Origin of the sequence: uncultured Amnibacterium sp. (genome assembly GCF_964250715.1) — a bacterium.
Taxonomy (GTDB): domain Bacteria; phylum Actinomycetota; class Actinomycetes; order Actinomycetales; family Microbacteriaceae; genus Amnibacterium.
Genome location: NZ_CAXUGX010000019.1, coordinates 1 through 25,574, shown reverse-complemented (window position 1 = coordinate 25,574; position 25,574 = coordinate 1). Strand labels below are relative to the sequence as shown.

Here is a 25,574-nt window from a genome sequence, read left to right as displayed (position 1 = left end):
TCCGCTACGAGGGCCTGAAGCGCCGCTACATCCACATCAACGGCGACTGGCGCGATCACTACTGCTTCGGCCTGGTCGCCGAGGAGGTGCCGGGCGGCGTACTGCGGCGCTTCCGCGAACAGCGAGTGCCGCCCGGTGCCGCGGACGTGCCCGAGGGCGATCGGGAGCTGGCCGCAAAGCCCTTCCCCTGAGCGTGGTCTCGACTCCATGCGCCCGGTCGGCACCGTACGCGGAGCGCGACACACCGGGTCGGCGTCCCATTCCGCAGGGCGCCGAATCGATACCGTGATCGGCATGCCTGGGGGCCTGGGTGGCGGCGCGATCATCGCGTTCGCCGCTGTGCTCTGGCTCGTGTATCTGACGCCGTCGTGGGTGCGCCGCCGGCAGTACCTGAACACCGAGCGCACCGCGGTGCGGCTGCAGCAGACGTTGCGCATCCTGGCGGAGACCGCGGATGTGCCCGACGAGGTGCGGGCCGAGGTGAGTGCCCGCAGCGTGGCCGAGCAGCATCGGGCACTGCGGGCGGCCGCGCATCGCGCCGAGGCGGTGGCCCGGCCGCGTGAGGCGGCGGCGGAACGCACGCTCGCGCGCCGGCCGACGGCGCCACGCGAGCCCCGGCAGCGTGCCGACGCGGTATCGGCGATCACCGGCGCCCGGCTGCGGCGCACGCGCGCCATCGGCGGCGTCGTGCTGCTGCTCGCGGTCGGGGTGGCCGGGTACGGCGGGTGGCTGGCGGTCACCGGCGGCGGAGTCGTCCTGCTCGTGGTCGGGGTGGTGGTCGCGTTCGGGGCGATCGCGCTGCTGCAGCGGGCCGCGACGGTCGCTGCTGCGCAGCGGGCGGTGACCGCCGTGGACCATGCGGTGCCGATGCAGCAGGCGCCGCAGAGCTTCACCGACTGGCAGCGCACCGAGCAGGCGCGCCCCACCTGGACGCCGGTGCCGATCCCCAGGCCGCTGTACCTCGAACGGACCTCGGCGGCTGCCGAACCGGACGTCTCCGCGGCTGCGGAGACGTTGCGGGTCGCCGCCAAGCAGGCCGACGATGCGCTGCGGCGCGCGCACGCTGCGGCCGAGGTCGTCGCCATCGACGCGACGACCGCGGAGCGCCGCTCCACGCGTCCCCCGGTCGGCCCCGGCGACTCCGAGCCGGTGTTGAGCGACCTGGACGCGGTCCTCCGCCGCCGCCGCGCCGGCTGAGCCGCCCCGACTACGGAGATCCCGACCCGACTACGGAGGTCTCGACCCAACTACGGAGATCTGCGCCGACACGCCGTTCCGTGCCCGGATTCTCCGTCGTTGTGCAGTTCCCTCCGTAGTTGAGATTGGGTGGGCCTGTTCAGCGGGTGCTCAGCAGTTCGATGAGCGCGCCGAGCAGCGGGGCGGGCACCTGCTGCGCGGTCAGAGCGGCCACCTGTTCAGGGACCGGCAGGCCGGATCGCAGCACCGACCAGGCCGCCTCCTTCTGATCGTTGCCCCACTGCGCCGCGTTCAGCAGCGCGAACAGCCGGTCGGCGAGGTCCGCCGTCGCCAGCGCGCCGCCGCCGCCGATCGTCACCGTGACCGCCCGGTCGGTCGGTGCCTGCACCACCCGAATGGACAGGTCGCCGCCGGTGCGCTGTGCGGCGACCGGCTTGTCGTCGACGCGGACTGTGCCCGTGCCCGTGCCCGCAGTACCCGTGAACGCAGCGCCGCCGAGCGCCACGAAGGTGATCGTCCAGTCGCGGCAGGCGGGGACCGCGGCTGAGTCGCCGTCGACCGGCCCGATGGTGAGCACGCCGTCGTCCTGCCGCCAGGTGATGGGCGTGCGGGCCGGTCGGATGGTCTGCGGCGTGGCGCCGGTGCCGTCGTCCTCCACCAGGGTGAAGGCGCCGTCCCGGCCGACCGCGACCAGTACCTCCAGCCGCTCGGGGTTGCGCGCGGCGTCCCGCTCGTCGTCGGCGGCGAGCGGCAGGATGCCCCCTTCGCGCAGCAGCACGGGGATGCCGGAGATGTCCCGGTGCAGCTCGAGCTCGCGCCCGCCGTCGTAGGCGATGCCGGTCAGCACGTCCACCCACGCACCCTCGGGCAGCCAGGCCCGTACCGACCCGCGCAGCGTCGTGCGGTCGACCGGCCGCGTGATGGGCGCGACGATCAGCTCGCTGCCGAACGCGTACTGGTTCGGCACCGTGTACGCCGCCGGCTCCTCCGGACGCAGGTGGTACATCGGCCGGATCAGCGGCACGGCATCCGTCGCCGCGCGGTGGTTCATGGTGTGCAGGTAGGGCACGAGCCGATGCCGCAGTCGCAGCGACGCCCCCATCGCGTCACGTGCCTCGCGCGGGTACAGCCACGGCTCCTTCACGAGGAACGGGTTGCTGGAGGAGTGCAGCCGCAGGATGGGGGTGAAGACCCCGAACTGCAGCCAGCGGGTAGCGAGCTCGTCGTCGTGCACGCCTGCCAGGTGGCCGCCGATGTCGTGACTCCACCAGCCGTACCCGATGTTGGATGCGGTCGCGGTGAACTCCGGCTGGAAGTCGAGCGACGCCCAGCTGATCACCGCGTCGCCCGAGAACCCCACGGGGTAGCGGTGGCTGCCCGGCCCCGCGTACCGCGAGAACGTCAGCGGCCGGCGTCCCTGCCGCGCCGAATCAAGCCGTGCCGAGTCCAGGAAGTGGAAGTGGTTCAGCATCCACAGCGGATCGATTCCGGCGACGCGCGAGTGCGGGCCCTGCTGCCAGTCGAGCCACCAGAAGTCGACACCGTCGTCCTCCAGCGGGTGGTGCAGCACGTCGAAATAGGCCTTCAGGAACGCCTGGTCGGTCACGTCGAACGCGATGGGCAGCCCGTCCTGCGGATCGCGGCGCAGCGCCCGCGCCATCGCCGGGTAGGCGTCCTCGAACGCCCGCACGCCGTCGGCCGGATGCACGTTCAGCGTGGTCCGCAGCCCCCGCCGGTGCAGCTGCGCCAGGAACTCCGGCGGATCCGGGAACAGGGTGCGCTCCCAGGTGTAGCCCGTCCAGCCGCTGCCGTACTCGGGCGGCACCGAGGCGACCCGGTGCCAGTCGATGTCGAGCACCGCGACCGAGAACGGCAGCTCCTCCTCGGCGAATCGGTCCATCAGCGCCAGGTACTCGTCGGCGGAGTAGGCGTGGTAGCGGCTCCACCAGTTGCCGAGCGCCCACCGCGGCAGAACCGGCTGGGGGCCGGAAACCGCGAAGAAGGCGGCCAGAGCGGCCGTGTAGTCGTGGCCGTACGAGAACACATAGGGGTCGATGCGGTCGCCGTCGCGCGGAGCGACCCAGCCGTCGCTCCAGCCGTCGTCGCCGTCGTCATCCGTGAACAGGAACGAGCGCGAGTCGTCGAGCACCGCGATGCCTCCGCGCGCGATGACGCCGTCCGCCAGCGGCAGTCGGCCGTCGATGTCGTCGAGCGTGCGGGCGGTCCCACCGAGGGTGCGCGGGCGCTCCCCGTACCGCCACGTGCTCTGGTGGTTGCTGATGTTGCCGCGCGCCGTCACGGTGAGGCCCGCCGGACCGAACCGCTGCCGGTCATAGGTCAGGTGGAAGCGCTCGCCGACGATCTCCAGCGCGCTCGCACCGTCGACGACTCGGAACGTCGGCGTCGGCAGGTCGCGGTGCAGTGCGAAGGTCGAGGCGCGGTCCTCGAACACGCCGTCCTCGGACCACTCCAGCCGCAGCAGGCCGTCGGTCAGCACGGTGATGCGCCATCGGTCGCCCTGCATCACCGACTCTGCATTCGCAACCGGCGACGTCTGCAGGCGAAACCGAGGATCCACGGGGACGATCTTCCCTCGCCGTGCTGATCTGGGTACCAGCACCGCCCGCACCGAGCGGCCGCGCGGTACCCGCACCGTGACGCGGTACCCGCACCGTGACGCGGTAGGTGCGCATACCGCGTCAAAGGCGCACGTACCGCGCCGGGTGCGCCCCTGGCGGGACACCCTTCAGTTTGGTGGACCTACGGGGATTCGACTCCCAGTCGGCACGGCCGTCACGCGGCTGCGCCGCGCGCCGGAACCGGCGCGATCGGGGCCCACCAAGGGGTCCGAATGCTCTGCACATACACGAAACAGAAGGGCGCCCCTGGCGGGACACCCTTCAGTTTGGTGGACCTACGGGGATTCGAACCCCGGACCTTCTCATTGCGAACGAGACGCGCTACCAACTGCGCCATAGGCCCGTGCGGTCGACCACGTTAGCACCGAGCGGGTCGCCGCTCGATGCGTCAACAGCGTCTACGGCCCGCGCTCACCTCGGCCGCCTACCGTGGCGAGTTCGCCGCCGATCCAGAAGGAGTCTCATGCGCGTGGTCGTCGTCGGAGCCAGTGGGAACGTCGGTACCGCGGTCGTGCAGCGGCTGAAGGCGGCCCCGGAGGTCACCGAGATCGTCGGGATCGTGCGGCACATCCCTGACCGGCACATCCCTGACCAGCACGGTCCGGATGAGCACGGTCCGGATCAGCACGGCCCGGATCAGCACAGTCCGGATGGGCACAGCCCGGACGTGACCCCCGGCGGCCCCTACGACGGCGTGCGCTGGCATGCGGTCGATGTCGGCGCGCCGGGCGCCGTGCGCACCCTGACGCCCGCGTTCGCCGGTGCCGACGCCGTGATCCACCTGGCGTGGCTGCTGCAGCCGAACCACGACGAGGCCGTGATGGCGCGCACGAACATCACGGGCCTCGCCAACGTGCTCGACGCGGTCCGGGCGGCCGCGGTCCCGCAGATCGTCGTGGCGTCCTCCGTCGGCGCGTACAGCCCCGGACCCAAGCACCGCGCGGTGGACGAGTCGTGGCCGGTCGGTGGCATCCACACCTCGCACTACGCCAAGTTCAAAGCGGCGAACGAGCGGATGCTGACGGTGTTCGAGGACGAGAACCCCGGCACGATCGTCACCCGCATGCGTCCTGGGCTCGTGATGCAGCACGACGTCGGCGCCGAGTTGAAGCGGCTGTTCCTCGGGCCGCTCGTCCCGACCCGCTGGCTCGCGACGGCGCGACTGCCGATCGTGCCGCTGCCGCGACGCGCGATCTCCCAGGTGGTGCACGCCGATGATCTGGCGGACGCGTTCTGGCGCGCGATCGATCGTCGCGCCGGCGGCGCGTTCAACATCGCCACCCTGCCGGTCGTCGATCCGGCCCTGGTCGCGGGCCTGCTGGGCGGACGTCCGCTGCCGATCCGGGCCGCCCCGATCCGGGCGCTGCTCGACCTCGCGTGGCGGCTGCGCCTGGTTCCGGTCGACCCGGGCTGGCTCGACATCGCCGTCACCGTTCCACTGATGTCGACGGATCGGGCGCGCGACGTGCTCGGCTGGTCGCCGCGCATCGACGCGCGGACCGCATTGCGGGCCGCCGTCGACGGCGTAGCGGCGCATTCGGACGTCGCGGACTCACCGCACCTGCGGCGGTAGGTCCGGCCCACGATCTCCGCGCCGACCCTCAGCACGCCTTCGGAATGCGCCCGCCGCAGCCGCTACCGATGCACGCTGGCCATGCCCGCTGCCGCGTATCGGTCGCCGGCGGTCACCCCGGACGGTGCCACCTGGTCGATCCGCCGCAGCTCCTCCGCCGAGAAGTGCACGTCGAGGGCTGCGACGTTCTCCTGCAGGTTGTCGATCCGCCGGGTGCCCGGAATGGGGACCACGTCGTCACCCTGCGCCAGCACCCAGGCCAGTGCCAACTGCGACGGCGTCACCCCCTTCTCCGTCGCGATGCCCGTCAGCAGATCCAGCACCCGCAGGTTCGCGGCGAAGTTCTCGCCCTGAAACCGGGGACTGCTGCGCCGGAAGTCGTCGTCGTCGAAGTCGTCGACGCTGCGGATGCGACCGGACAGGAAGCCGCGGCCGAGCGGTGAATAGGGCACGAATCCGATGCCCAGTTCGCGCACCGTGTCGAGCACCCCGTTGTCCTCCACGTCCCGGGTGAAGAGGGAGTACTCCGTCTGCAGCGCCGTGATCGGTGTGACGGCATGCGCCCGGCGGATACTCTGCGGCGCCGCCTCACTCATTCCCACGTGGCGCACCTTGCCGGCCAGCACCAATTCGCCGAGTGCGCCGAACGTGTCCTCCACCGGCACCTTCGGGTCCACTCGATGCTGGTAATACAGGTCGATCGTCTCGATGCCGAGCCGCTGCAGCGATGCGTCGACGGCGGCCCGAAGATAGTCGGGGGAGCCGTTGACCCCGCCCGTCCGCCGGCCGTCCGCATCCAATTCGTTGCCGAACTTGGTCGCGATGACCACCTGGTCCCGATGTCGGGCCAGTGCCGCGCCAACCAGTCGCTCGTTCGTCTGCGGGCCGTACACATCCGCGGTGTCGAAGAAGGTGACGCCGAGGTCGATGGCGCGCTCGATGGTCGCGGTGGACTGCGCGTCGTCGTGCGCTCCGTAGAACGCGCTCATCCCCATGCAGCCGAGTCCGAGTGCGGACACCGACAATCCCGCGCCGAGCGTGCGCTGCTCCATGACCGACCTTTCCTGGACCGAACCTGCCGACCACCTTCTCCTTACGGTTCTACCCGGACCTGCCTGGATGGCTCCGGTGTATCCGGGACAGGAGGGTCGCTGCGGCGCGAATCAGCGGCCGCAATGCAGCAGCCGCAATGAGAAGCCGCCCAGCAAAACGAACCGATATCGGAGTGTTGATGCAATTGGGCCGCTTGTGCGTGTAGTATTCGAAAGAATTCGCTTGGGGCGTGCGGTGCACAACAAGGACCTCCACCACAGGCGACCAGGTATCGACCAGGCAGTATCCACCAGGGCAGTGTCCACCAGGGCAGTATCACGACCCGCAAGACATTCGTCATTGCAAGGAGAGGCGCCACCAATGGCACAGAAGTACATCGTGCAACTCGTCGACGACCTGACGAGGGAGGACATCGAGGCCGGGACGGGCGAAAGCGTCAAATTCGGTCTCGACGGGGTCGGCTACACGATCGACCTGACCGAGGAGCACGCCGGGAACCTGCGCGACGCTCTCGCGCCCTATCTGGCTGTGGCCCGCAAGGCGGACTCGGTCGCCCGCGCACCGCGGGGATCCGCCGGCACTCGTGCGGCGCGCACCCCCAAGGGCGACCTGAAAGCGATCCGCGACTGGGCCAATGCCAACGGGCATCCCGTCTCCGGCCGCGGCCGTATTCCCGGTGCGGTGCAGGACGCGTACAACGCCGCCAACTGACAAGCCGCCACACCCGACGCGCAGCAGCATCAGCGCTACCACCACCATCGAGGCGGGTCCGTCCATCCGGACGGCCCGCCTCGATGCGTGCGGGGCGTCCTATCCTGGGCGGGTGATCTCCCGTGCCCTGGCGATGCGCCTGCGGGACGCCGGGCTCGCCTGGCGGCCCAGCAAGGGCGACTGGTTCCAGCTCGTCGCCGAGGACATGGACGGCTCGGGCACGGACGTCTTCACCGTCAGCGACATGACGATCGAAGCGCACGATTTCCCCACCGGCACGGTGCTCGGGTTCAACGGCACCACGGAGTGGGCGCTCGACTCGGTCGACCTGGCCGACGCACTGTGGTTCCCGCGTGAGGACCAGCTGCGGAACGCACTCCGGCACACCTTCGAGTTGCTCGAGCGCGACGGCGACGCATTCAGCGTCGTCACGGTGTTCCTCGGGCATCGCCGGCGGTTCACCGCCGACGCGCCCGATGAGGCCTACGGTCTCGCCGTGCTGCAGCAGGTCAGCGCCAGCAGCTGAGCCGCAGCTGGGGCTGGGTTGGGCGGGCCGGGCTCAGGAGGGCGTCACCGGGACCGGCGCGGTGTCCGCGATCGGACCCGCGGTCCTGCCCCGCAGATCCGGCGACCATCGCCGCCCGATCGTGGCCGTCAGCAGCGCCAGCAGCATCAGCCCCCATGCGCACGCGAAGGCCGCCGCGGGGCCCGCACTGTCGAGCAGCAGCCCCGCCAGGGCGGCCCCGAGCGCCACGCCGATCAGCTGGCCGGTGTTCGTCCAGCCGTACGCCTCCGCGGTGTCGCTGAACCGCACCGACGACGAGACGATCGCCGACAGCACGCCGAGCGCGGGCGCCAACCCGAAGCCGGACACCACGAGCGCCACCGAGATCGCCCAGAAGCCGCCGACGAACGGCAGGGCGGCCGCGCCGACCGCCACGATCAGCAGGCGCTGCGCGAGCGCCCACCGGCCGATCGGCAGCCTGCCGAGGGCGAAGCCGCCCGCCAGCGACGCCACCGCCCAGATCGCCAGCACCACGCCGCTGATCGGATCGTCGGTACCGAATGCGCCGGGCACGCTCGCCTCGATGGCGGCGCAGGAGGCGATCACGAGGAACCCGACGACGACGGACAGCAGCACCGGCGGCCGGGCCAGTACCACCCCGAAGCGTCGCCGGCTGCGCGGAATACGCACCCGACCCACCTCGGGGGAGGAGGCGAACCAGGCACCGCCGCCGAGCAGCAGCACGACCGACAGCAGCAGGCCGAAGGTGGTGCCGATGCCGGTCGCGACGAACGTCACCGCCACCGGGCCGCCGACCCAGATCAGTTCCTGCAGCGCCGCGTCCATCGAATACAGGGGCGTCAGCTGCCGGGCCGAGACGAGCTTCGGATAGATGGTGCGCACCGCGGACTGGATCGGCGGAAAACTGAGGCCCGCGAGCAGGGCGAGGCCTACGGTTCCCTCGATCGGCAGCCGTACCAGGGCGATCACCGCGACCGCCGCCGCGCAGACCGCGACGGTGATGAGGATCACCGGCCGCATGCCGACCCGGCCCATCAGTCGGCTCGTCGCCGGCCCGGACACGGCCTGCCCGATGCTGAGTGCCGCGAGGACCACACCGGCCGCGGCGTAGGACGCCGTACCGCGCTGCACATGGAAGAGAAGGCCGAGCGACAGCATGCCCGACGGGAGCCGCGCCGTCAGTTGGGCCGCGATGATGCGAGCCACTCCCGGCGTTCTCAACAGGTCGCCGTATCCGTTGCTCACAGGTCCTCGAGCGTAGCGGCCGGGCGGTGTCGAGACGCCCTGCGCAGGACTGTCGCAGCCCTGTCGGAGGGCTGCCGTACCGTCGCCTCCGCACCCGTTCATCCACAGGCGTCACCGAGTTATCCACGACACGCCCACGGACATTCCACAACATGTTGTGGTGTTGTATTCACCGCACCCGCACATATGGTGGTCACCCGTCCGACCGGCAACGACGACACGGTCACGGCGACTTGGTCACAGCGACCCGGTCCGGACGACACGGTCCGGACGCGGCAGAAGGAGAGTTCATGGGCATCACGGTCATCAAGCGCAACGGCGAGCGCGAGCAGTACGACGCGAACAAGATCAACCTGGCGATCGAGCAGGCCGCGACGGGGCTCGACCCGAACATCACCTGGGTCACGCAGATCGCCTCCGAGTTGGAGTTGACGCTGTTCGACGGCATCACCACGCAGCAGCTCGACGAGGCGGTCATCCAGGTGGCGCTGCAGAACGTGAAGGACGACCCGGCGTTCGACACCGTGGCCGCCCGGCTGCTGCTGAAGACCATCTACAAGGGCGTGCTCGGCGACTACGAGACCGCCGGAGGTCGGACCGCCGACGTGATCGCCGCCCTGCACCGCGACCACTTCGCCGGCTACATCCGGCGCGGCGTCGACGAGCAGTTGCTCGACGACCGGCTGGCCACCATGTTCGACCTCGACGCCCTCGCGGCCGCGCTCGACCCGGCCCACGACGAGCTGCTGAAGTACATCGGCGTGGTCACCCTGAACAACCGGTACGGCATCAAGGCGCGCGACGGCCAGCCGCTGGAGGTGCCCCAGTACTTCTGGATGCGCGTCTCGATGGGGTTGTCCCTGAACGAGGCCGACCCGACGGCTGCCGCGCTCGGCTTCTACCGCAAGATGGCCGGCCTCGACTACCTTGCGGCCGGTTCCACGCTGGTGAACGCCGGGACCAAGTACCCCCAGCTCTCCAACTGCTTCGTGCTCGAGATGCAGGACGACATCGAGCACATCGCCAAGACCACCCGCGACGTCATGTGGCTGACCAAGGGCACCGGAGCGCTCGGCCTGTCGGTCACCAAGCTGCGGGCGCAGGGCAGCCCCATCCGCTCCAACAACACCACCTCCACGGGTCCGATCCCGTTCATGCACACGGTCGACTCGGTGCTGCGGGCCGTCAGCCGCGGCGGCAAGAAGTTCGGCGCGGTCTGCTTCTACATGGAGAACTGGCACCTCGACTTCCCCGAGTTCCTCGACCTCAAGCAGAACTCCGGCGACCCGTACCGGCGCACCCGCACGGCCAACACGGCCGTGTGGATCTCCGACGAGTTCATGAAGCGGGTGCAGCACGACGGCGACTGGTACCTGTTCGACCCGCTGGAGGTCGGCGACCTCAACGAGCTGACCGGCAGTGCCTTCTCGGAGCGGTATGCCCACTACATCGCCGAAGCGGACGCCGGGCGCATGCGCGCCTTCAAGCGCATCGGGGCGCGGGAGCAGTTCAAGGCCATCCTCATGGCGCTGCAGACCACGTCGCACCCGTGGCTCACGTGGAAGGACACGATCAACAACCGTGCCCTGAACAACAACACCGGCACGATCCACTCCTCCAACCTGTGCACCGAGATCACGCTGCCGCAGGACCGCGACAACGCGTCGGTGTGCAACCTGGCGTCCATCACCCTCGGGCGCCACCTCATCGAACTGCCGGACGGCAGCCTCGGCATGGATTGGGCGCGCATCGCCGAGAGCGCCAGGTCGGCGGTGCGGCAGCTGGACAACCTGATCGACATCACGGTGTCGAGCGTCGACGAGGCCGACCACTCCAATCAGCAGAACCGCGCCATCGGCCTCGGAGTGATGGGCTTCACCGACGTCGTGGAGCGCATGGGCATCTCGTACGAGAGCGAGCAGGCGTACGACCTGATCGACGAGATCGTGGAGCACGTCTCCTACGCCGCCATCGAGGCGTCGGTCGAGTTGGCGGCCGAGCGGGGCGCCTACCCGAACTTCGCCGGCTCGCGCTGGTCACAGGGCATGGTGCCGTTCGACACGATCGCGATCACCGAAGCCGAGCGCGGCGTACCGGTGCAGGTGGACCGTACGACGCGGCTGGACTGGGATGCGCTGCGTGCCCGCGTGGCCGGGGGTGTGCGCAACGCGACCCTGATGGCGATCGCACCGACCGCCAACATCGGCCTGGTCGCCGGTACGACGCCCGGGCTCGACCCGCAGTTCTCGCAGATCTTCAGCCGCTCCACGTCCAGCGGCAAGTTCTTGGAGGTCAACCGCAACCTCGTCACGGTGCTGCAGCGTGCGGGGCTGTGGGAGTCGGTGCGCGAGCAGATCCTGCGCAGCCAGGGCGACATCCAGCACATCGACGCGATCCCCGACTCGATCAAGGCCACCTACCGCACCAGCTTCCAGCTGTCGCCGTACGCCTTCCTCGAGGTCGCGGCGCGGGCGCAGAAGTGGATCGACCAGGCGATCAGCCGCAACATGTACCTCGAGACGCGCGACGTCGGCGACATGATGTCGATCTACTCCGCGGCGTGGGAGCGCGGCATCAAGACGACTTACTACCTGCACATGAAGCCGCGGCACACCGCCGAGCAGTCCACGGTGCGGGTGAACAAGGCGGAGGACCTGAGTGCGGCGGCGGCCGCCGGCCCACGGCGTGGCTTCGGCCGACCGGCGCCGCAGCCGCAGCCGCAGCCGGCCCCCGCCCGTCGGGGCTTCGGCGGGGTCTCCCGCACCGAGTAGCCGGCGGCGAGTAGCCCGCACGGCGCTGCGCCGCACCCCGATTTCGTCGAGAATGATCACCAGAAGGAGAACCAGATGAGCATCTTGGGTACCGGAATTCAGGAAGGCCTGCTGCTGAAGCCGGTCAAGTACCAGTGGGCGATGGACCTGTACGAGCAGGCGGTCGCGAATACCTGGTTCCCGAACGAGATCCAGCTCGGTGAGGACATCGCCGATTTCAAGCGGATGACGGATGAGGAGCGGCACGCCGTCACCTTCCTGATGAGCTACTTCAACCCGAGCGAGCTGCTCGTGAACAAGGCGCTCGCATTCGGCGTGTACCCCTATGTCAACGCTCCCGAGGCGCACCTGTACCTCGCGAAGCAGATGTGGGAGGAGGCGAACCACTGCATGTCGTTCGAATACGTGCTGGAGACCTTCCCGATCGACCGCGATCAGGCGTACGGGTCGCACGTGCATGTGCCGTCGATGGCTCGCAAGGAGCAGTTCGAGGTCGAATTCATCCGCCGCATGACTGAGGAGACCCTGGACATCACGACGACCAAGGGCAAGCAGGACTTCGTGCGCAACCTGGTCGCCTACAACGTGATCCTGGAGGGCATCTGGTTCTACTCGGGCTTCATGGTGGCGCTGTCCTTCCGGCAGCGGAACCTGCTGCGCAACTTCGGCTCGCTGGTGGACTGGATCGTGCGGGACGAGTCGTTGCACCTGAAGTTCGGGATGAACCTGATCCTCACCGTGCTGGAGGAGAACGAGGACCTGCAGACGCCGGAGTTCGCCGAGGAGATCCGCCAGATGATCCTGAACGCCGTCGAGATGGAGGAGCAGTACAACCGCGACCTGCTGCCGAACGGCATCCTGGGGCTGAACGCGACGTACATCAATCAGTACGTCAAGTACCTGGCCGACCGGCGCCTGGAGGAGCTCGGCTTCGAGCCGGCCTACAAGGTGTCCAACCCGGCCAAGTGGATGGCGACCGCCAACGACACCCTGCAGCTGGTCAACTTCTTCGAGTCGACCAACACCTCCTACGAGTCGAACGCGAGCGCCACGGTCGGCGCCCGCTGACTCGGCTCAGTCGATCCGACACCTGTTCGGGACTCGCACACCCGAGCGCCGAGGTGTGCGAGTCCCGAACGAGTGCATGAGTCGGGCGCAGGTGGCGCGGGGCAGGATGGCTGGGTGATCGGCATCGTCCTGCTGCGCGGCGTCAACATCGGTGCCGTGCGCATCCCCATGCAGCAGCTCGCGCAGGCGCTGACCGTCAGCGGATTCGACCAGGTGCGGACCGTGCTGGCCAGCGGCAACGTCGTCGTCTCCAGCGATCTGCAGGACCCGCAGGCCATCGCCGACGAGGTCGCGGCGGTCGTCCGCAGCGTCTTCGGTTTCGACCTGGCCGTCATCGGCGTCGCGCCCGACACGATGCAGTCGGCGGTGGACGACTACCCCTTCCCGAGGGCCGGCGACCGTCATGCCTACGTGGTGTTCGCGCACGACCGGGCCGCGCTCAACGAGTTGGCGCAGTCGGCCGGCGACCTGGACCCGACCGTGGAGCGGGTGCAGCGCGGCGGCACTGCCCTGAACGGCACTGTCCTGTACTGGGATGCCCCGAAGGGCCAGACGCTCGCCACCACGTTCGGCAAGCAGTACGGCAGGCGGCAGCAGTCCGGCGCGGTGACGACCCGCAACCTGAACACACTGGAGAAGATCCTCGCGATCGCCTGAAACAGTCCGATGCCCGACGAACTCCCCGAACTGATCGTCTTCGACGCGATCGCGTGGCACGAGTGGCTGGACGAGCACCATGCCGCCGGTGCCGGCGACTGGTTGCGGCTGGCCAAGAAGGGCACGACCGTGCCGACCAGCCTGACGTACGACCAGGCCCTCGACGAGGCGCTGTGCTCTGGCTGGATCGACGGTCAGGTGCGCCGGGCCGACCAGGTGACCTTCGCGCAGCGGTTCACGCCGCGTCGCCTGCGGAGCGTCTGGTCGCAACGCAACACCGCCCTGATCGAGCGGCTGACCGCACAGGGGCGGATGCGGCCGGCCGGCTTGGCACAGGTGGAGCGAGCGAAGGCGGACGGCCGGTGGGCGGCCGCCTACGCCGGATCGCGCACCATCGAGGTGCCGGATGATCTGGCGACGGCGCTGGCTAACGATCCGGCGGCGGCCGCGATGTTCGCGACGCTCGACCGGCAGGACCGCTACGCGGTGCTGCTGCGCCTGCACTCTGTGAAGCAGGCGACCACGCGCGCCGCCCGGATCGTGCGGACGGTCGAGCTGCTCCGGCGCGGGGAGGTCCCGCACCCCCACCGGCCGACCCCGTGAGTGTCGAACTCCCGGCCGGCGCCCGGCTCGGTAGGGGATGCTGACCGGGCAGCGAGTACGGAGTCGTCCTCACGGGGCCGGCGGCTCTGGATGACTCTGGATCGACTCTGGATCGCTCTGGTCGACTCCGCGACGAAGTCGGTGTGGATCGATTCCGATCTCCTCGGAACAGCCGACCGGCGTGGTGGTTGTCCTCGGGGGAGCCGGTCGCGGTACCGCCACCGCCGCTGCTCGGCCAGACGAACTCGGCCACACGAAATGGAGACGCGCGTGACTCGCACCCTGGAACCGACCGCACTCGGCCACTCGCCGTCGGTGGAACGTCTGCCGGCGCGCGACAAGACCGTCATCGCCGTGCTGCTGGTCTCCACATTCGTCGTCGTGTTGAACGAGACGATCATGAGCGTCGCGATCCCGGTGCTCGTGAAGGATCTGCACATCACCACCAGCACGGGTCAGTGGCTGTCCACCGGATTCGCGCTGACCCTGGCCGTGGTGATCCCGGTGACCGGGTTCCTCATCCAGCGCATTCCAACGCGCCGGCTGTTCGTGCTGGCGCTCGGGCTGTTCTCGCTCGGCACGCTGTCCGCGGCCCTCGCGCCCGGGTTCGAGGTGCTGCTGGCGGCACGTATCGTGCAGGGGGCCGGTACCGCGGTGATGATCCCACTGCTGATGACGACGGTGATCACCCTGGTGCCGGAGTCGCGTCGCGGCAGCATCATGGGCGTCATCTCTGTGGTCATCTCGGTCGCCCCCGCACTCGGACCGACCATCTCGGGCATCGTGCTCAGCCTGCTGGACTGGCGGTGGATCTTCTGGGTCGTGCTGCCGATCGCGGTCGCCGCCCTGCTGATCGGATCGCGACTGATCCAGAACGTCGGCGAGACCCGGCACGTCCCGATCGATATCGTCTCGATTCCGCTGGCGGCACTCGGCTTCGGTGGGCTGGTCTTCGGACTCAACGCGGTCGGCGAGGCGGCCAGTGAGCCGGCCGGCGCCTCGTCGCCGGCGTCCATCTGGCTGCCCGCGGCGCTCGGTGCGGCGGCGTTGACCGCGTTCGTGCTGCGTCAGCTGGCGCTGCAGCGCACCGACCGGGCGCTGCTCGACCTGCGGCCGTTCGCCTCGCGCATCTTCACCGCATCGGTGCTGGCTGGTGCGCTCGCGTTCCTCGCGCTGCTCGGCAGCGCCATCCTGCTGCCCATCTACCTGCAGTCGGTGCTGCACGTCACTCCGCTCGTCACCGGGCTGCTCGTGTTGCCCGGCGGCGTGGTGATGGGGGTGCTCGGTCCCCTGGTCGGCCGCGGCTACGACCGCTTCGGGCCGCGCGCCCTGCTGATCCCGGGCACCGTCGTCGTGACCGGCGCCCTCGTGCTGCTGTCGTTCGTGGACGATCGCACGCCGCTCTGGTTCGTGCTGGCCGGGCACATCGCGCTCAGCATCGGCTTGGCCGGCGTGCTCACGCCGCTGTTCACCGCGGGGCTCGGCGCGGTACCCCAGCGGTTCACGTCGCATGGCAGTGCGATCTTCGCGACGGTGCAGCAGGTCGGCGGCGCAGCCGGCACCGCCCTGTTCATCACCCTGCTGGCGGTGCAGACCCGGGTCGGCACCACGGACGGGCTCTCGCTCGAGGCGGCCAACGCCTCCGGTGTCCGCCTGGCCTTCCTGGTCGGCGCGGCGATCATGGTGGTGGCGATCGTGGTGTCGTGCTTCGTGACGAAGCCGGTGTCCGCGGACGTGGAGGCGGTCGACCAGCGCCGGGAGGACCAGCACCGGGACCGGACCGCCGTCTCCGCCTGAGCAGGCACAGCACCGGGCGTCCGTCTCCGCTGCGCCGCCGCGAGCGGTCAGGCGACGGGGGAGGCCTTCAGCGGCAGCAGGCGTGCGTACACGGTCAGCGCGATCGCCATCGTTGTGACGTGCATCAGGGCCAGCGCGAGGATCGGAGCGATGCCGGTGGCGGCCGCGGTCGCCGCGCCGAGGGCGATGTCGGGGATGAACGAGACCACCAGCAGCGCCGGCGCGAGCACCTTCAGCACGCGGCGCGGGTCTGCTGCGCGTCGATTCACGATCGTCCAGCCGATTGCGCCGGCGACGGACGTGACGACCGAGAAGGCGATGTCGATGGCGGGCGTGAGCGGCGGGGTCGCCGTTGCGCCGAGGGCGACCGCGATCAGCGCGATAGCGGCGTTCACGACGCTCGTGAGCACCGCGGCCACCACCGCGGCGAGCGCGATGCGCGAGGCGGCGGCCGTGGTGCCGGTGCGGGTGCGGGTGGTCGTGGTGGTGACAGCGGATGCGGTCATGGGGCTCCTCCTCAGGCGGGTACCGGTCCGTGCCGGTGCGATATGACTTCACCCTGCTGGAACCCCGTGCGGCTGTCGTCCGCCGCCGGTGGTAACCGCATACTGCGGCTGCTGTAAACCGCCGTGGCGCGGCCACTGACCCGCACCTGCTCTCCGAACAATTCAGGCCATTTCGAGGAATGAAGGCGGAACCGGGGCTGTGGGGGCGCAGGTTCTCGAAATGTCCTGAATTCCTCGGTGGGATGCGGGTCGTGACGCCGCCGGGTTACTCCGCGCGCAGGCCGTCGGGGCGCATGCGGCGGGTTGCGGCCGGCAGGCTGAGGGCCGTCACCAGCAGGGGGACCGCCAGCGCGGCGGCGGCACTGGCGGCCAGCATCGACGGATCGACGGTGAAGTCGCGCGAGACGATCGCGAGCAGTACCCCGCCCAGGGCGACTCCGGTCACCACCGCCAGGCCGACGCCGATGACGACCGGCAGGGCGCTCTCCCACAGGATCGAGCGGACCATGACGGCGCGCGGCATCCCCACGGCCGACAGCGTCGCCAGCATCTGGCGCCGCTCCCGCAGCTGGTCGCCGATGGAGACCAGCATCACGCCGCCGATCAGCAGCAGCACCAGCACGAGACCGACGGTCAGCCCTCGCTGGATCGCGGCGTAGGGGCGGGTGGTCGTCGCGTAGCCGGTGGGGGACACGCTGATCAGCGGCACCGTCGCGGCAGCGGCGGCGATCACCCGATCGCGAGTCTGGGACGCCGCATCCGGTGGGACGAGCGCTTGCACGTCCACCGGTCCGGCCGAGGCGAGCCGCACCGCGGCCGGGGTCGCGAACAGGTCGGTCGTGCCGAAGCCCAGCGACTTCGCCGCACTCGTCAGCTGCAGGTGCCGGATCCGGGCCGGCGCCGCCCACTTCAGGTGACCCTCAATCGACCGGACGATCCGGCCCGCGACGACGCGGGCGGTCGCCGCGGATCCCGTGAAGACGTCGCCGTCGGCGCAGGACCCGAGATGCGCTAGGCGCGCCAGGTCGGCGCAGGTACCCACCCGCAGGCCGATGCCGACGCCGTCGACCGCAGTCCTCGTCGTGACCGAGGTGATTACGGCCGCTGGTTCGGTTCCGGTGCCCGTTCCGGCTCCTGTTCGTGATCCGGCTCCCGCTCGCCCCAGCCGATCGCTCAGCTCCTGCGCCGTCGGTGCCGACAGCCGCAGCGCGGCGACGACCAGGCCGCCCTGCTGCTGCGGCAGCGCCGCATCCCGCGTATAGGCGCCGCTCAGCCCGGCGAAGAGCATCTGCAGGGCGATCGCACCGGCGAGCACGATCGTCACGGCGCCCACGACCCGGGCGGTGGTGCTGCCGCCGTGGCGGATGCGGCCCGTCGCGAACTGCCACGACACCGCACCGCCGTGGGTCGCGCCGGCCAGGCGCTCGCTGAGCCATGGCAGCAAAAGCAGTGCGCCGATCAGCAGCAGCGTCACTCCAGCCGCGACCGCCGGCACGCTGCCGCTGCGATCCGCGGAGAACCGTCCGACGGAGAGGCCCAGCAGGCCGCCGGCGGCGACCAGCGGGACCAGCCGCCACCACAGCCGGCGACGCCGCTGCCGGGCCCGACGGGCGACGCCGAGCGGCTCGATCACGGTCGCGCGCAGCGACACCAGCGCCGAGCCCACCGCCAGCAGCGGCACGATCACCATGATCAGCGCCACCGCCGGTGCAGGCGGCACTGCGTCGGACGGGAAGACGCTCAGGCTGGCGACGCTGAACGCGCCCAGTCCCTGCCGGGCGACCGCGAACACCGCGATGCCGACGACGTCGCCGATCACCGCAGCGACGAGTGCTTCCGTCAGCGCGAGACGGGTGGTGGCGGAGCGACTGAGTCCCAGCAGGCGGACCGACGCGAGCCGCAGGTCGCGCCGCTCCGCGCCGAAGCGGCCGGCGATCGTCACGACGACACCGACGGGCAGCAGCACGATGAGGACGCCGACCACCAGCAGCAGGGCGAGCACCGCGTCGAGGGGCTGCGGGACGTCGGGGCGGTCACCGAATCCGACGACGCGGTCGGTCGTGCCGGAACCGACGACCAGCCGATCGTCGACCGCCAGGTACTTCAGGTCCGTCGGGCCGAGCAGCGCGGCGGGCCCGACGACTCCGACGACCTTGTACGGCAGGGCGGCGCGCAGGGGTGCGCCGTCGGACGAGGCGAGGGCGTCACGCAGGGCGGGCGAGACGAGCATCTGCCGGTCGCCCGGCAGGGCGGTCACGCCGGCCGGCAGGGACGGGTGCTGCCCGTCCGGGTGCACGACCAGGCCGGTGACCGACACATCCCCGACGGAGTAGGAGGTGGTGCCGGCTACGAGCGACCGCTCCGACGGGGCGGCTGCGCCGCTGACGAGCCGCCACGCGTTGCTTCGCGCGTCGCGGGCGGCGAGCGCGCCGGGAACGCTGACGGCCAGCATCAGCAGCGCGACGGCGAGCCCGGTGGCGAGGGCGATCAGCCCCGTGCGCACCAGGGCGTCGCGGCCCTGCAGCGAGAACCGGACGGCGAGGGAGATCAGTGCGCCGGTCACACCAGCACCCGCAGGTCGCGGGCGGCGCCGTCCCGCACCGTCACCTCGCGGTCGGCGTATGCGGCCACGCGCGGCTCGTGCGTGACGAGCAGCACGGCGGCGCCGCTCTCCCGGGCCGCCGTGGTGAACAGCTGCAGCACCAGCTCGCCGGACAGCGAGTCGAGCGCTCCGGTGGGCTCGTCGGCGAAGACCACCTTCGGTGTGGTGATCAGGGCGCGGGCGATCGCGGTGCGCTGCGCCTGTCCGCCCGACACCTCGCCGGGACGCAGCCCCGCCACCTGCTGCACCTGCACCCGCTCCAGCCAGTCGGTAGCCAGACGCTCGGCGCGGCGACGACCGATGCCGTTCAGGCGCAGCGGCAGGGCCACGTTCTCCAGACAGGTCAGCTCGGGAACCAGGTGGCCGAACTGGAACACGAAGCCGAAGTGCTCGCGTCGCAGCCGGCTGCGCTCCGCGTCGCTCGCCCGCACCAGGTCGCGGCCCGCGTACTGCACCGTGCCGCCATCCGCCCGCACGATGCCGGCCATGCAGTGCATCAGGGTCGACTTGCCGGAACCGGAGGGACCGATGATCGCGACGATCTCGCCGGGGTCGACGGCCAGAGACGCACCGGCCAGCGCACGGGTCGGGCCGAACGACTTCGTCAGGTCGACGGCCTCGATCAGCGGGCTCATCGGGACACCTCGGCCCGCAGGCCGTCCATGCGCGCCGCGGTGACCTCGAGCCAGCGCAGGTCCGCCTCCAGGTGCATGAGCGCGTGGTCGCAGATCAGCTGTGTGGCGAAGTCGCCGCCCTGCTTGCGGCGGGTCAGCTCGCGCATCTGCTGCAGGTGGGCGGCGCGCTGCGTGTCGAGCAGCATCGTGGCGTCCCCGGTCGTCAGCAGGGCCAGGACGACCTTGGTGTACAGCGTGCTCTGCAGGTAATTCGTCGGAGGTTCGGGCGTGCCGAGCCAGTCGCGCAGCTCGGTGACGCCTGCGTCGGTGATCGCGTAGCGCTTGCGGTCGGGGCCGTCGCCCGGCTCGACGCCCGCGACCTGGATCAGGCCGTTGCCGAGCATGCGCGCCAGCGCGGCGTACACCTGGCCGTAGGCGACGGGACGGTCCCCGCCGAAGTGCTGGTCGTACGACCGCTTGAGGTCGTAGCCGTGGGCGGGCTCGGGATCGAGCAGGCCCAGCAGCGTGCGCGGGAGTGACATGGCGGCGACTATACACAGCTGTGTACACACCGCGATTACTACTGCGTCACCGCGTGTCGCGGCGCTGCCTGCGCGCCGAAGAATTCAGGCGATTTCGAGGAATGAAGGCGAAACCGGGGCTGTGGCGGCCCGGGTTCTCGAAACGTCCTGAATTCTTCGGCGGTCGCCGACCCCGGGTGCGGTCAGAGGGTGCTGCCGTCGTTCGGGACTGCATCTGCATCCGGGGTCGGCGGGACCGCGGGGGCGGCCGGAGCGGGAGTCGGAGTCGGAGTCGGCGCCGAAGCCGCCGGCGCGGCGGGTGCGGTCCTGGTGGACGTGGTCGTCACCGGGCGGGTCGGGGGAGACGCGGCGGGCTTGCGGGCGCGGGAGCGGGCCGTCTTCGCCTGCGCCGTCACCTGCTGGGCGACGCTCGGTGCCTGCTCCGCGGACTGCTTGGCCTTGGGCAACTCCGCCTCCGCCCGGCTCAGGTAGGTCTCCCACCGCGACTGCATCGGCTTGATCAGGCCACCGCCGACGCCGACGACGAGGATGCCGCCGACCGTCGCCAGCACGGTGATCAGCACCGGGATCGTGACCGTGACCGCCACGCCGAGCTGGTTGAGGGCGGCGATGATGCCCAGGAACAGGATGGCGATGCTGGCGATGTTCGCGACGACCCGGCCGTAGGAGACCGAGCCGAGCAGCGTCTGGATCAGCGACTTCGCGGCCGCGGCGATGGCGGCGGTGATGATCACGATGATGATCGCGACGATCACCTGGGGCAGGTAGCCGATGATCGTGGCGAGCAGCGTACTGATCGGGTTCGGGCCGAAGACACCGAACGCGAATTCCAGCACGAACAGCACGAGCGCGTAGTAGACGATCCTGGCGACGAGGCCGGCGGCGTCGATCTTGGACTGCTCCAGGGCCTTGGCGATGCCGCCGCGTTCGACCAGCCGGTCGAAGCCGACGCGCTGCAGCAGCCGGGCCAGGGCGCGGGAGATCAGCCGCGCCAGGATCAGGCCGACGACCAGGATGACGATCGCCAGCAGCAGCTTGGGGATGAACGCGATGACGATCGCGAGTCCGTCGAGGAACGGGTTCATGGGCCGGTGGGTCCTTTTCTCGGGTGGTGCGCGTGTTCGCGCGAAGGTGCAGGGGATGACCGTGGCGAAGTCCCCTGGGTGTCCGCTGACCGCGGCGATCCCGGGTAGCGCGGCCGGTGGTCAGGCAGTCAAGCCAGCGAGAGCGCGCTGGATGCGCTGCAGTGACACCGGCTGCGTCGTGCCCAGGTGCTGGGCGAACAGGCTGAGTCGCAGCTCCTCCAGCAGCCAGCGCACCCGCACGAGCCGTTCCGGCATCTGCTCCGTCAGCGGCAGCGGGCCGCCGGCATCCAGGTACATCTGCGTCGCCGTGCGCACCTCGATCGACCAGGCGCGATCCCTCGCCGCCTGCGCGGGCAGGCGCTCCAGGCGGTGGGCGACGCCGGCCAGATAGACGGCCAGCCGCGGGATGCGGGCGGCGCCGTCGATGCGGACGAAGCCCGGGTGCAGCAGGGCCGACACCTGCGTGCGTGCGTCGTGCACCGCGGGCAGCAGCGCCGGGCTCGCCGCGTCGCGGATCGCGCGGTCGGCCTCGCGCCCTGCGGCGAGCGCCGCTGCCGTCGCGGCCACCACGGCGAACAGGTCGTCGAGCACGCGGCCGGCCAGCACGGCCCGCACCCGCTCGAACTCCTCCGCGGTCCAGACAGTGGCGTCCTCGGTTTCGGCGGCCACGACCGCATCGACGACCGCGATCAGGCAGTCGTCGAAGAGGGCCGGCGTGCTCGGGTAGGGGCTGGCGGCGAGCGCCAGCTTCTCGGCGCCCGACAGATGCTGCTGGACGTATGTGTTCGGCGATGGAGTCGCGAGCAGCAGTAGTCGCCGCAGCCCGAGTCGGCCGGCGGCGAGCTGCTCCGCGGGAGTCGCGAGCAGGCGGACCCCCACCGTCGCGCCCTCGTCGACGAGCGCGGGATAGGCGCGCACGACGCCGCCGGCCTGCCGGCTGTCGAGCACGCGCGGCAGTCCCTGCTCCGGGAACGTCGTCAGCCCGCTCCGCTCGACCGCCGGACTCGCGCCCGTGCCGTGCTCGCCCTTGCCCAGCCCGCTCGCGCCCTGCCCGCCCGTGCTGCGCGCATGCACCTGCGCGACCGAGGCGCGCGCCTGCGCGGCGAACCGCCGCTGCAGGGCGGCGAGGTCGGTGTCGCGGCCCAACTGCCGACCGCCGTCGCCCAGCACGGCGAAGGTGGGGCGCAGGTGCGGCGGCAGGCGGTCGAGATCGAAGTCGGTGGGTGCCGGGTTGCTGCCGGCGACCCGGCGCACGCTGCGGGCCAGCGCGTCGATGAGCGGCCCTGGCGTGCCTCCAGCCTCCGGCCCCTCGGGCAGATCGGCCACCAGCCGCCGGGCCCAATCCGCGGTCGGTACCACGGAGCGGCGCAGCGGCTTCGGCAGCGTCTTCAGCAGGGCGGCGACGAGTTCGGTGCGGAAGCCCGGCACCTGCCAGTCGAAGCCGTCGGCGGTCAGCCCGGCGAGCAGCGGCAGGGGGACCCGCACGGTGACGCCGTCGTCGTCGGTGCCGGGCGCGAAGCGGTAGGTCAGGTCCAGGCGCTGCTCGCCCTGCCGCCAGACCGGCGGGAAGTCCCGCTCGTCCACCTCCGGCGCCGCCTCGGGCTCGACCAGGTCGTCCCGCTGCATGGTCAGCAGGTCCGGCGACTCCGCTCGTGCTCCGCGCCACCAGGTCTCGAAGGCGCGAACGCTCGCCACGTCGATGGGGATGCGAGCGTCGTAGAAGGCGAAGATCCGCTGCTCGTCCACGCCGACCGCCTGCCGGGCGCGCTCCGCCTGCTCGCCCAGGTCGCGGATCAGCCGCCGATTGGCTCGGTCGAAGTCGTAGACGCGGTCCCGCGTGATGTCCGTGGGCCAGTCGCCGTCGACCAGGGCGTGCTCGAGGAACAGGTCGCGGGCGTGCGGCAGGTCGATGCGGGCGTACTGCACGCGGCGCTGCTGCACGATCGGGACGCCGAACAGGGTGACGCGCTCGTCGGCGACCGCGGCGCCCTGCTTGCGCTCCCAGCGCGGGGAGCCCACGGCCCGCTTCACCAGGTCGCCGGCGATCGGCTCCGCCCAGGCCGGATCGATCGCGGCGACCACCCGGGCGAAGAGGCGCGAGGTCTCCACCAGCTCCGCGGTCATGACGGCCCGCGGCGGTTTCTTGGCCAGAGCTGAGCCGGGGAAGAGTACGAACTTCGTCTGGCGCGCCCCGGTGAACTCCACGGCGCCCCGGCGCTGCTGGGGGCCGCGACCCGGTCTGCCGGTGTTCGTCGGCAGCATCGTGCGGTCGTCGCGCAGGCCGATCTGACCGAGCAGGCCCGCGAGCAGCGACTTGTGGATGCCGTCGGCGTCGACGATCAGCGGGGCGGCTGCGGGGCCGGGGCCGGAGTCGTCGGCGGGGGTCGGAGCGGAGTCGTGGACGGGGGCGGAGGAAGCAGTGCCGCCGGAACCACGCGTATCCCGCTCCCTGCCGCCCGACCCGCGCCTGCTACCACCCGACCGATCGCCGTCCTGCAGCGCGCGTTCCAGTTGCCGCACCAGGTCCTGCCATTCCCGGATGCGGACGAAGTTCAAGAACTCGGCTCGACACTGGCGCCGGAAGGCGCTGCCGGAGAGCTGCCGCTGCTGCTCCTGCAGATGGTTCCACAGGTTCAGCAGGCCCAGGAAGTCGCTGGTCGGGTCGGTGAAGCGGGCGTGGAAGCGATCGGCCTGCTCGCGGCGGTCGACGGGCCGCTCCCGCGGATCCTGGATCGTGAGGCCCGCCACGATCGCGACCACCTCGGCGGTGCGGCCGTGGCGCCTCGACTCCAGCAGCATCCGGGCGAAGCGCGGATCGACCGGCAGTCGGGCCAAGTCGTGGCCGACCTTCGTCAGCGACGTCTCCGTCTTCAGCGCGCCGAGCTCGCGCAGCAGGTCGAGGCCCGCCTTGATGCCGCGGGAATCCGGCGGCTGCAGGAACGGGAAGCCGGCGATGTCGCCGAGGCCCAGCGACAGCATCTGCAGGATCACCGCCGCGAGGTTGGTGCGCAGGATCTCGGGGTCGGTGAACTCGGGCCGCCGGTCGAAGTCGGCCTGCGCATAGAGGCGGACCGCGATGCCGGCGCTGGTGCGGCCGGCACGGCCCGCGCGCTGGTTCGCGGACGCCTGCGAGATCGCCTCGATCGGCAGGCGCTGCACCTTGGATCGCACGCTGTACCGCGAGATGCGCGCCGTCCCCGCGTCGACGACCGCCCGAATGCCGGGAACGGTCAGCGACGTCTCCGCGACGTTGGTCGCGAGCACGATGCGCCGAGCGCCCGGCGCCCCGGAGCGCTCGAACACCCGGTGCTGCTCCGCGGCGGACAGCCGGCCGTACAGGGGGAGCACCTCCGTCGGCGCGCCCCGCTCATTCACGAGGCGCCCGCGGAGCGCCTCCGCGACGTCGCGGATCTCCGCCTCGCCCGAAAGGAAGACCAGCACGTCGCCGTCGATGTCGTGCCGCAGCTCGTCGAGGGCGTCGGTGACGCCGTCGATCAGGTCGCGGTCCTCGCCGGCGGACGACCGCGACGCAGCGCGCGCCGGACTTCTCCCCTCGTTCCCCTGCCCCTCGTTCCCCGGCTCCTCGTCCTGGTCGTCGTCGTCCACTCCCTCCGGATCGGCGGGTGCGTCCTCCGCCACGAGCGGGCGGTACCGGATCTCGACGGGATAGGTGCGCCCCGACACCTCGACGATCGGCGCGGGCGTCCCTCCCGCATCCGCGAAGTGCGCGGCGAACCGCTGCACGTCGATGGTGGCGGAGGTGATGATCAGCTTCAGGTCGGGCCGGCGCGGCAGCAGCTGCTTCAGGTAGCCGATCAGGAAGTCGATGTTCAGGCTGCGCTCGTGCGCCTCGTCCAGGATGATCGTGTCGTAGCGGGCCAGCTCGCGGTCGCGACGGATCTCGGCCAGCAGGATGCCGTCGGTCATCACGCGGATGCGGGTCTCGGCGCTCGACTGGTCGGTGAACCGCACGGAGTAGCCCACCAGGGTGCCGAGCTGCACGTCCAGCTCCTCGGCGATCCGTTCGGCGATGGTGCGTGCGGCGATCCGCCGCGGCTGGGTGTGCGCGATCGTCGACCGGCCGAGTTCCAGGCAGATCTTCGGCAGCTGCGTCGTCTTGCCCGAGCCGGTCTCGCCGGCGATCACCACCACCTGGTGGCCGGCGATCGCGCGGGCGATCTCGTCGCGCAGCTGCGAGACGGGCAGCTCGGGCGGATAGGAGATCGCGACCGTCGCCGACATGAGGGCTTCCATCCTTCCATCCCCGCCCTGCCCGTCCCGCCCCCCATCCCGTTCCGCCGCCCCGCCCCGCCTCCCCGAGCCCCCGCCCCGCCTCCCCGAGCCCCCGCCTCCCCGAGCCCCCGCCTCCCCGAGCCCCCGCCTCC

18 protein-coding genes, 1 tRNA gene and 1 pseudogene are annotated in these 25,574 nt (G+C 71.0%); 10 read left to right on the top strand and 10 right to left on the bottom strand.

What is annotated here, in order from left to right:
* Together ACFE7H_RS13470 and ACFE7H_RS13465 are read left to right on the top strand one after the other, a co-directional pair.
* Positions 1–191 (top strand): annotated as a pseudogene (locus ACFE7H_RS13470) (GNAT family N-acetyltransferase); the annotation flags it as partial.
* 103 nt (positions 192–294) lie between these two features.
* Complete coding sequence (locus ACFE7H_RS13465; protein WP_375401752.1) at positions 295–1,197, top strand: hypothetical protein; 903 nt, start codon at positions 295–297, stop codon at positions 1,195–1,197.
* A 139-nt stretch (positions 1,198–1,336) separates the two neighbouring features.
* Here ACFE7H_RS13465 and ACFE7H_RS13460 read toward each other — a convergent pair whose 3' ends face one another.
* Together ACFE7H_RS13460 and ACFE7H_RS13455 are read right to left on the bottom strand one after the other, a co-directional pair.
* A complete protein-coding gene (locus ACFE7H_RS13460) occupies positions 1,337–3,721 on the bottom strand; it encodes a TIM-barrel domain-containing protein (RefSeq protein WP_375401751.1) in 2,385 nt (794 codons plus the stop codon).
* Positions 3,722–4,103: 382 nt separating this feature from the next.
* Positions 4,104–4,179, bottom strand: a tRNA-Ala gene (locus ACFE7H_RS13455).
* A 120-nt stretch (positions 4,180–4,299) separates the two neighbouring features.
* On the opposite strand from ACFE7H_RS13455, the gene ACFE7H_RS13450 reads away from it, so the two are divergent.
* Positions 4,300–5,409, top strand: a complete 1,110-nt coding sequence (locus ACFE7H_RS13450) for an NAD-dependent epimerase/dehydratase family protein (RefSeq protein ID WP_375401750.1) — start codon at positions 4,300–4,302, stop codon at positions 5,407–5,409.
* A gap of 62 nt (positions 5,410–5,471) precedes the next feature.
* Here ACFE7H_RS13450 and ACFE7H_RS13445 read toward each other — a convergent pair whose 3' ends face one another.
* A complete protein-coding gene (locus tag ACFE7H_RS13445) occupies positions 5,472–6,461 on the bottom strand; it encodes an aldo/keto reductase (protein WP_375401749.1) in 990 nt (329 codons plus the stop codon).
* Positions 6,462–6,822: 361 nt separating this feature from the next.
* On the opposite strand from ACFE7H_RS13445, the gene ACFE7H_RS13440 reads away from it, so the two are divergent.
* A complete protein-coding gene (locus ACFE7H_RS13440) occupies positions 6,823–7,173 on the top strand; it encodes an Lsr2 family protein (RefSeq protein ID WP_375401748.1) in 351 nt (116 codons plus the stop codon).
* Positions 7,174–7,285: 112 nt separating this feature from the next.
* Positions 7,286–7,699, top strand: a complete 414-nt coding sequence (locus ACFE7H_RS13435) for a pilus assembly protein CpaE (RefSeq protein ID WP_375401747.1) — start codon at positions 7,286–7,288, stop codon at positions 7,697–7,699.
* A gap of 33 nt (positions 7,700–7,732) precedes the next feature.
* On the opposite strand, the gene ACFE7H_RS13430 is transcribed toward ACFE7H_RS13435, so the two are convergent.
* Entirely contained in the window at positions 7,733–8,944 is a 1,212-nt protein-coding gene (locus tag ACFE7H_RS13430) for an MFS transporter (protein ID WP_375401746.1), read from the bottom strand.
* A 290-nt stretch (positions 8,945–9,234) separates the two neighbouring features.
* On the opposite strand from ACFE7H_RS13430, the gene ACFE7H_RS13425 reads away from it, so the two are divergent.
* From ACFE7H_RS13425 to ACFE7H_RS13405, 5 genes are all read left to right on the top strand, one after another.
* The gene (locus tag ACFE7H_RS13425) at positions 9,235–11,715 is read left to right on the top strand and encodes a ribonucleoside-diphosphate reductase subunit alpha (RefSeq protein WP_375401745.1); all 2,481 of its coding nucleotides are present in this window, start codon (positions 9,235–9,237) and stop codon (positions 11,713–11,715) included.
* Between the two features lie 75 nt (positions 11,716–11,790).
* Positions 11,791–12,783 carry a ribonucleotide-diphosphate reductase subunit beta gene (locus tag ACFE7H_RS13420; protein WP_375401744.1) on the top strand — a complete coding sequence of 331 codons (993 nt, stop codon included), beginning with the start codon at positions 11,791–11,793 and terminating at the stop codon, positions 12,781–12,783.
* Between the two features lie 114 nt (positions 12,784–12,897).
* Positions 12,898–13,440 (top strand): DUF1697 domain-containing protein, encoded by a 543-nt coding sequence (locus ACFE7H_RS13415; RefSeq protein WP_375401743.1) that lies wholly within the window; start codon positions 12,898–12,900, stop codon positions 13,438–13,440.
* A 9-nt stretch (positions 13,441–13,449) separates the two neighbouring features.
* Positions 13,450–14,043: a YdeI family protein gene (locus tag ACFE7H_RS13410; RefSeq protein ID WP_375401742.1), complete on the top strand. Its 594-nt coding sequence runs from the start codon at positions 13,450–13,452 to the stop codon at positions 14,041–14,043.
* A 270-nt stretch (positions 14,044–14,313) separates the two neighbouring features.
* Positions 14,314–15,840: an MDR family MFS transporter gene (locus ACFE7H_RS13405; RefSeq protein ID WP_375401741.1), complete on the top strand. Its 1,527-nt coding sequence runs from the start codon at positions 14,314–14,316 to the stop codon at positions 15,838–15,840.
* Between the two features lie 47 nt (positions 15,841–15,887).
* On the opposite strand, the gene ACFE7H_RS13400 is transcribed toward ACFE7H_RS13405, so the two are convergent.
* The 6 genes from ACFE7H_RS13400 to ACFE7H_RS13375 all read right to left on the bottom strand — a co-directional run bounded on the left by ACFE7H_RS13400 (position 15,888) and on the right by ACFE7H_RS13375 (position 25,443).
* Positions 15,888–16,346, bottom strand: a complete 459-nt coding sequence (locus tag ACFE7H_RS13400; protein WP_375401740.1) for a DUF6069 family protein — start codon at positions 16,344–16,346, stop codon at positions 15,888–15,890.
* 265 nt (positions 16,347–16,611) lie between these two features.
* The gene (locus ACFE7H_RS13395; protein WP_375401739.1) at positions 16,612–18,909 is read right to left on the bottom strand and encodes an FtsX-like permease family protein; all 2,298 of its coding nucleotides are present in this window, start codon (positions 18,907–18,909) and stop codon (positions 16,612–16,614) included.
* Entirely contained in the window at positions 18,906–19,583 is a 678-nt protein-coding gene (locus ACFE7H_RS13390; protein WP_375401738.1) for an ABC transporter ATP-binding protein, read from the bottom strand. The genes ACFE7H_RS13395 and ACFE7H_RS13390 overlap by 4 nt, the downstream gene beginning before the upstream one ends.
* Positions 19,580–20,104, bottom strand: a complete 525-nt coding sequence (locus tag ACFE7H_RS13385) for a PadR family transcriptional regulator (protein ID WP_375401737.1) — start codon at positions 20,102–20,104, stop codon at positions 19,580–19,582. The genes ACFE7H_RS13390 and ACFE7H_RS13385 overlap by 4 nt, the downstream gene beginning before the upstream one ends.
* Before the next feature lie 182 nt (positions 20,105–20,286).
* Positions 20,287–21,189: a hypothetical protein gene (locus tag ACFE7H_RS13380; protein ID WP_375401736.1), complete on the bottom strand. Its 903-nt coding sequence runs from the start codon at positions 21,187–21,189 to the stop codon at positions 20,287–20,289.
* A 120-nt stretch (positions 21,190–21,309) separates the two neighbouring features.
* Entirely contained in the window at positions 21,310–25,443 is a 4,134-nt protein-coding gene (locus tag ACFE7H_RS13375; protein ID WP_375401735.1) for a DUF3418 domain-containing protein, read from the bottom strand.
* Between the last annotated feature and the right edge of the window lie 131 nt (positions 25,444–25,574).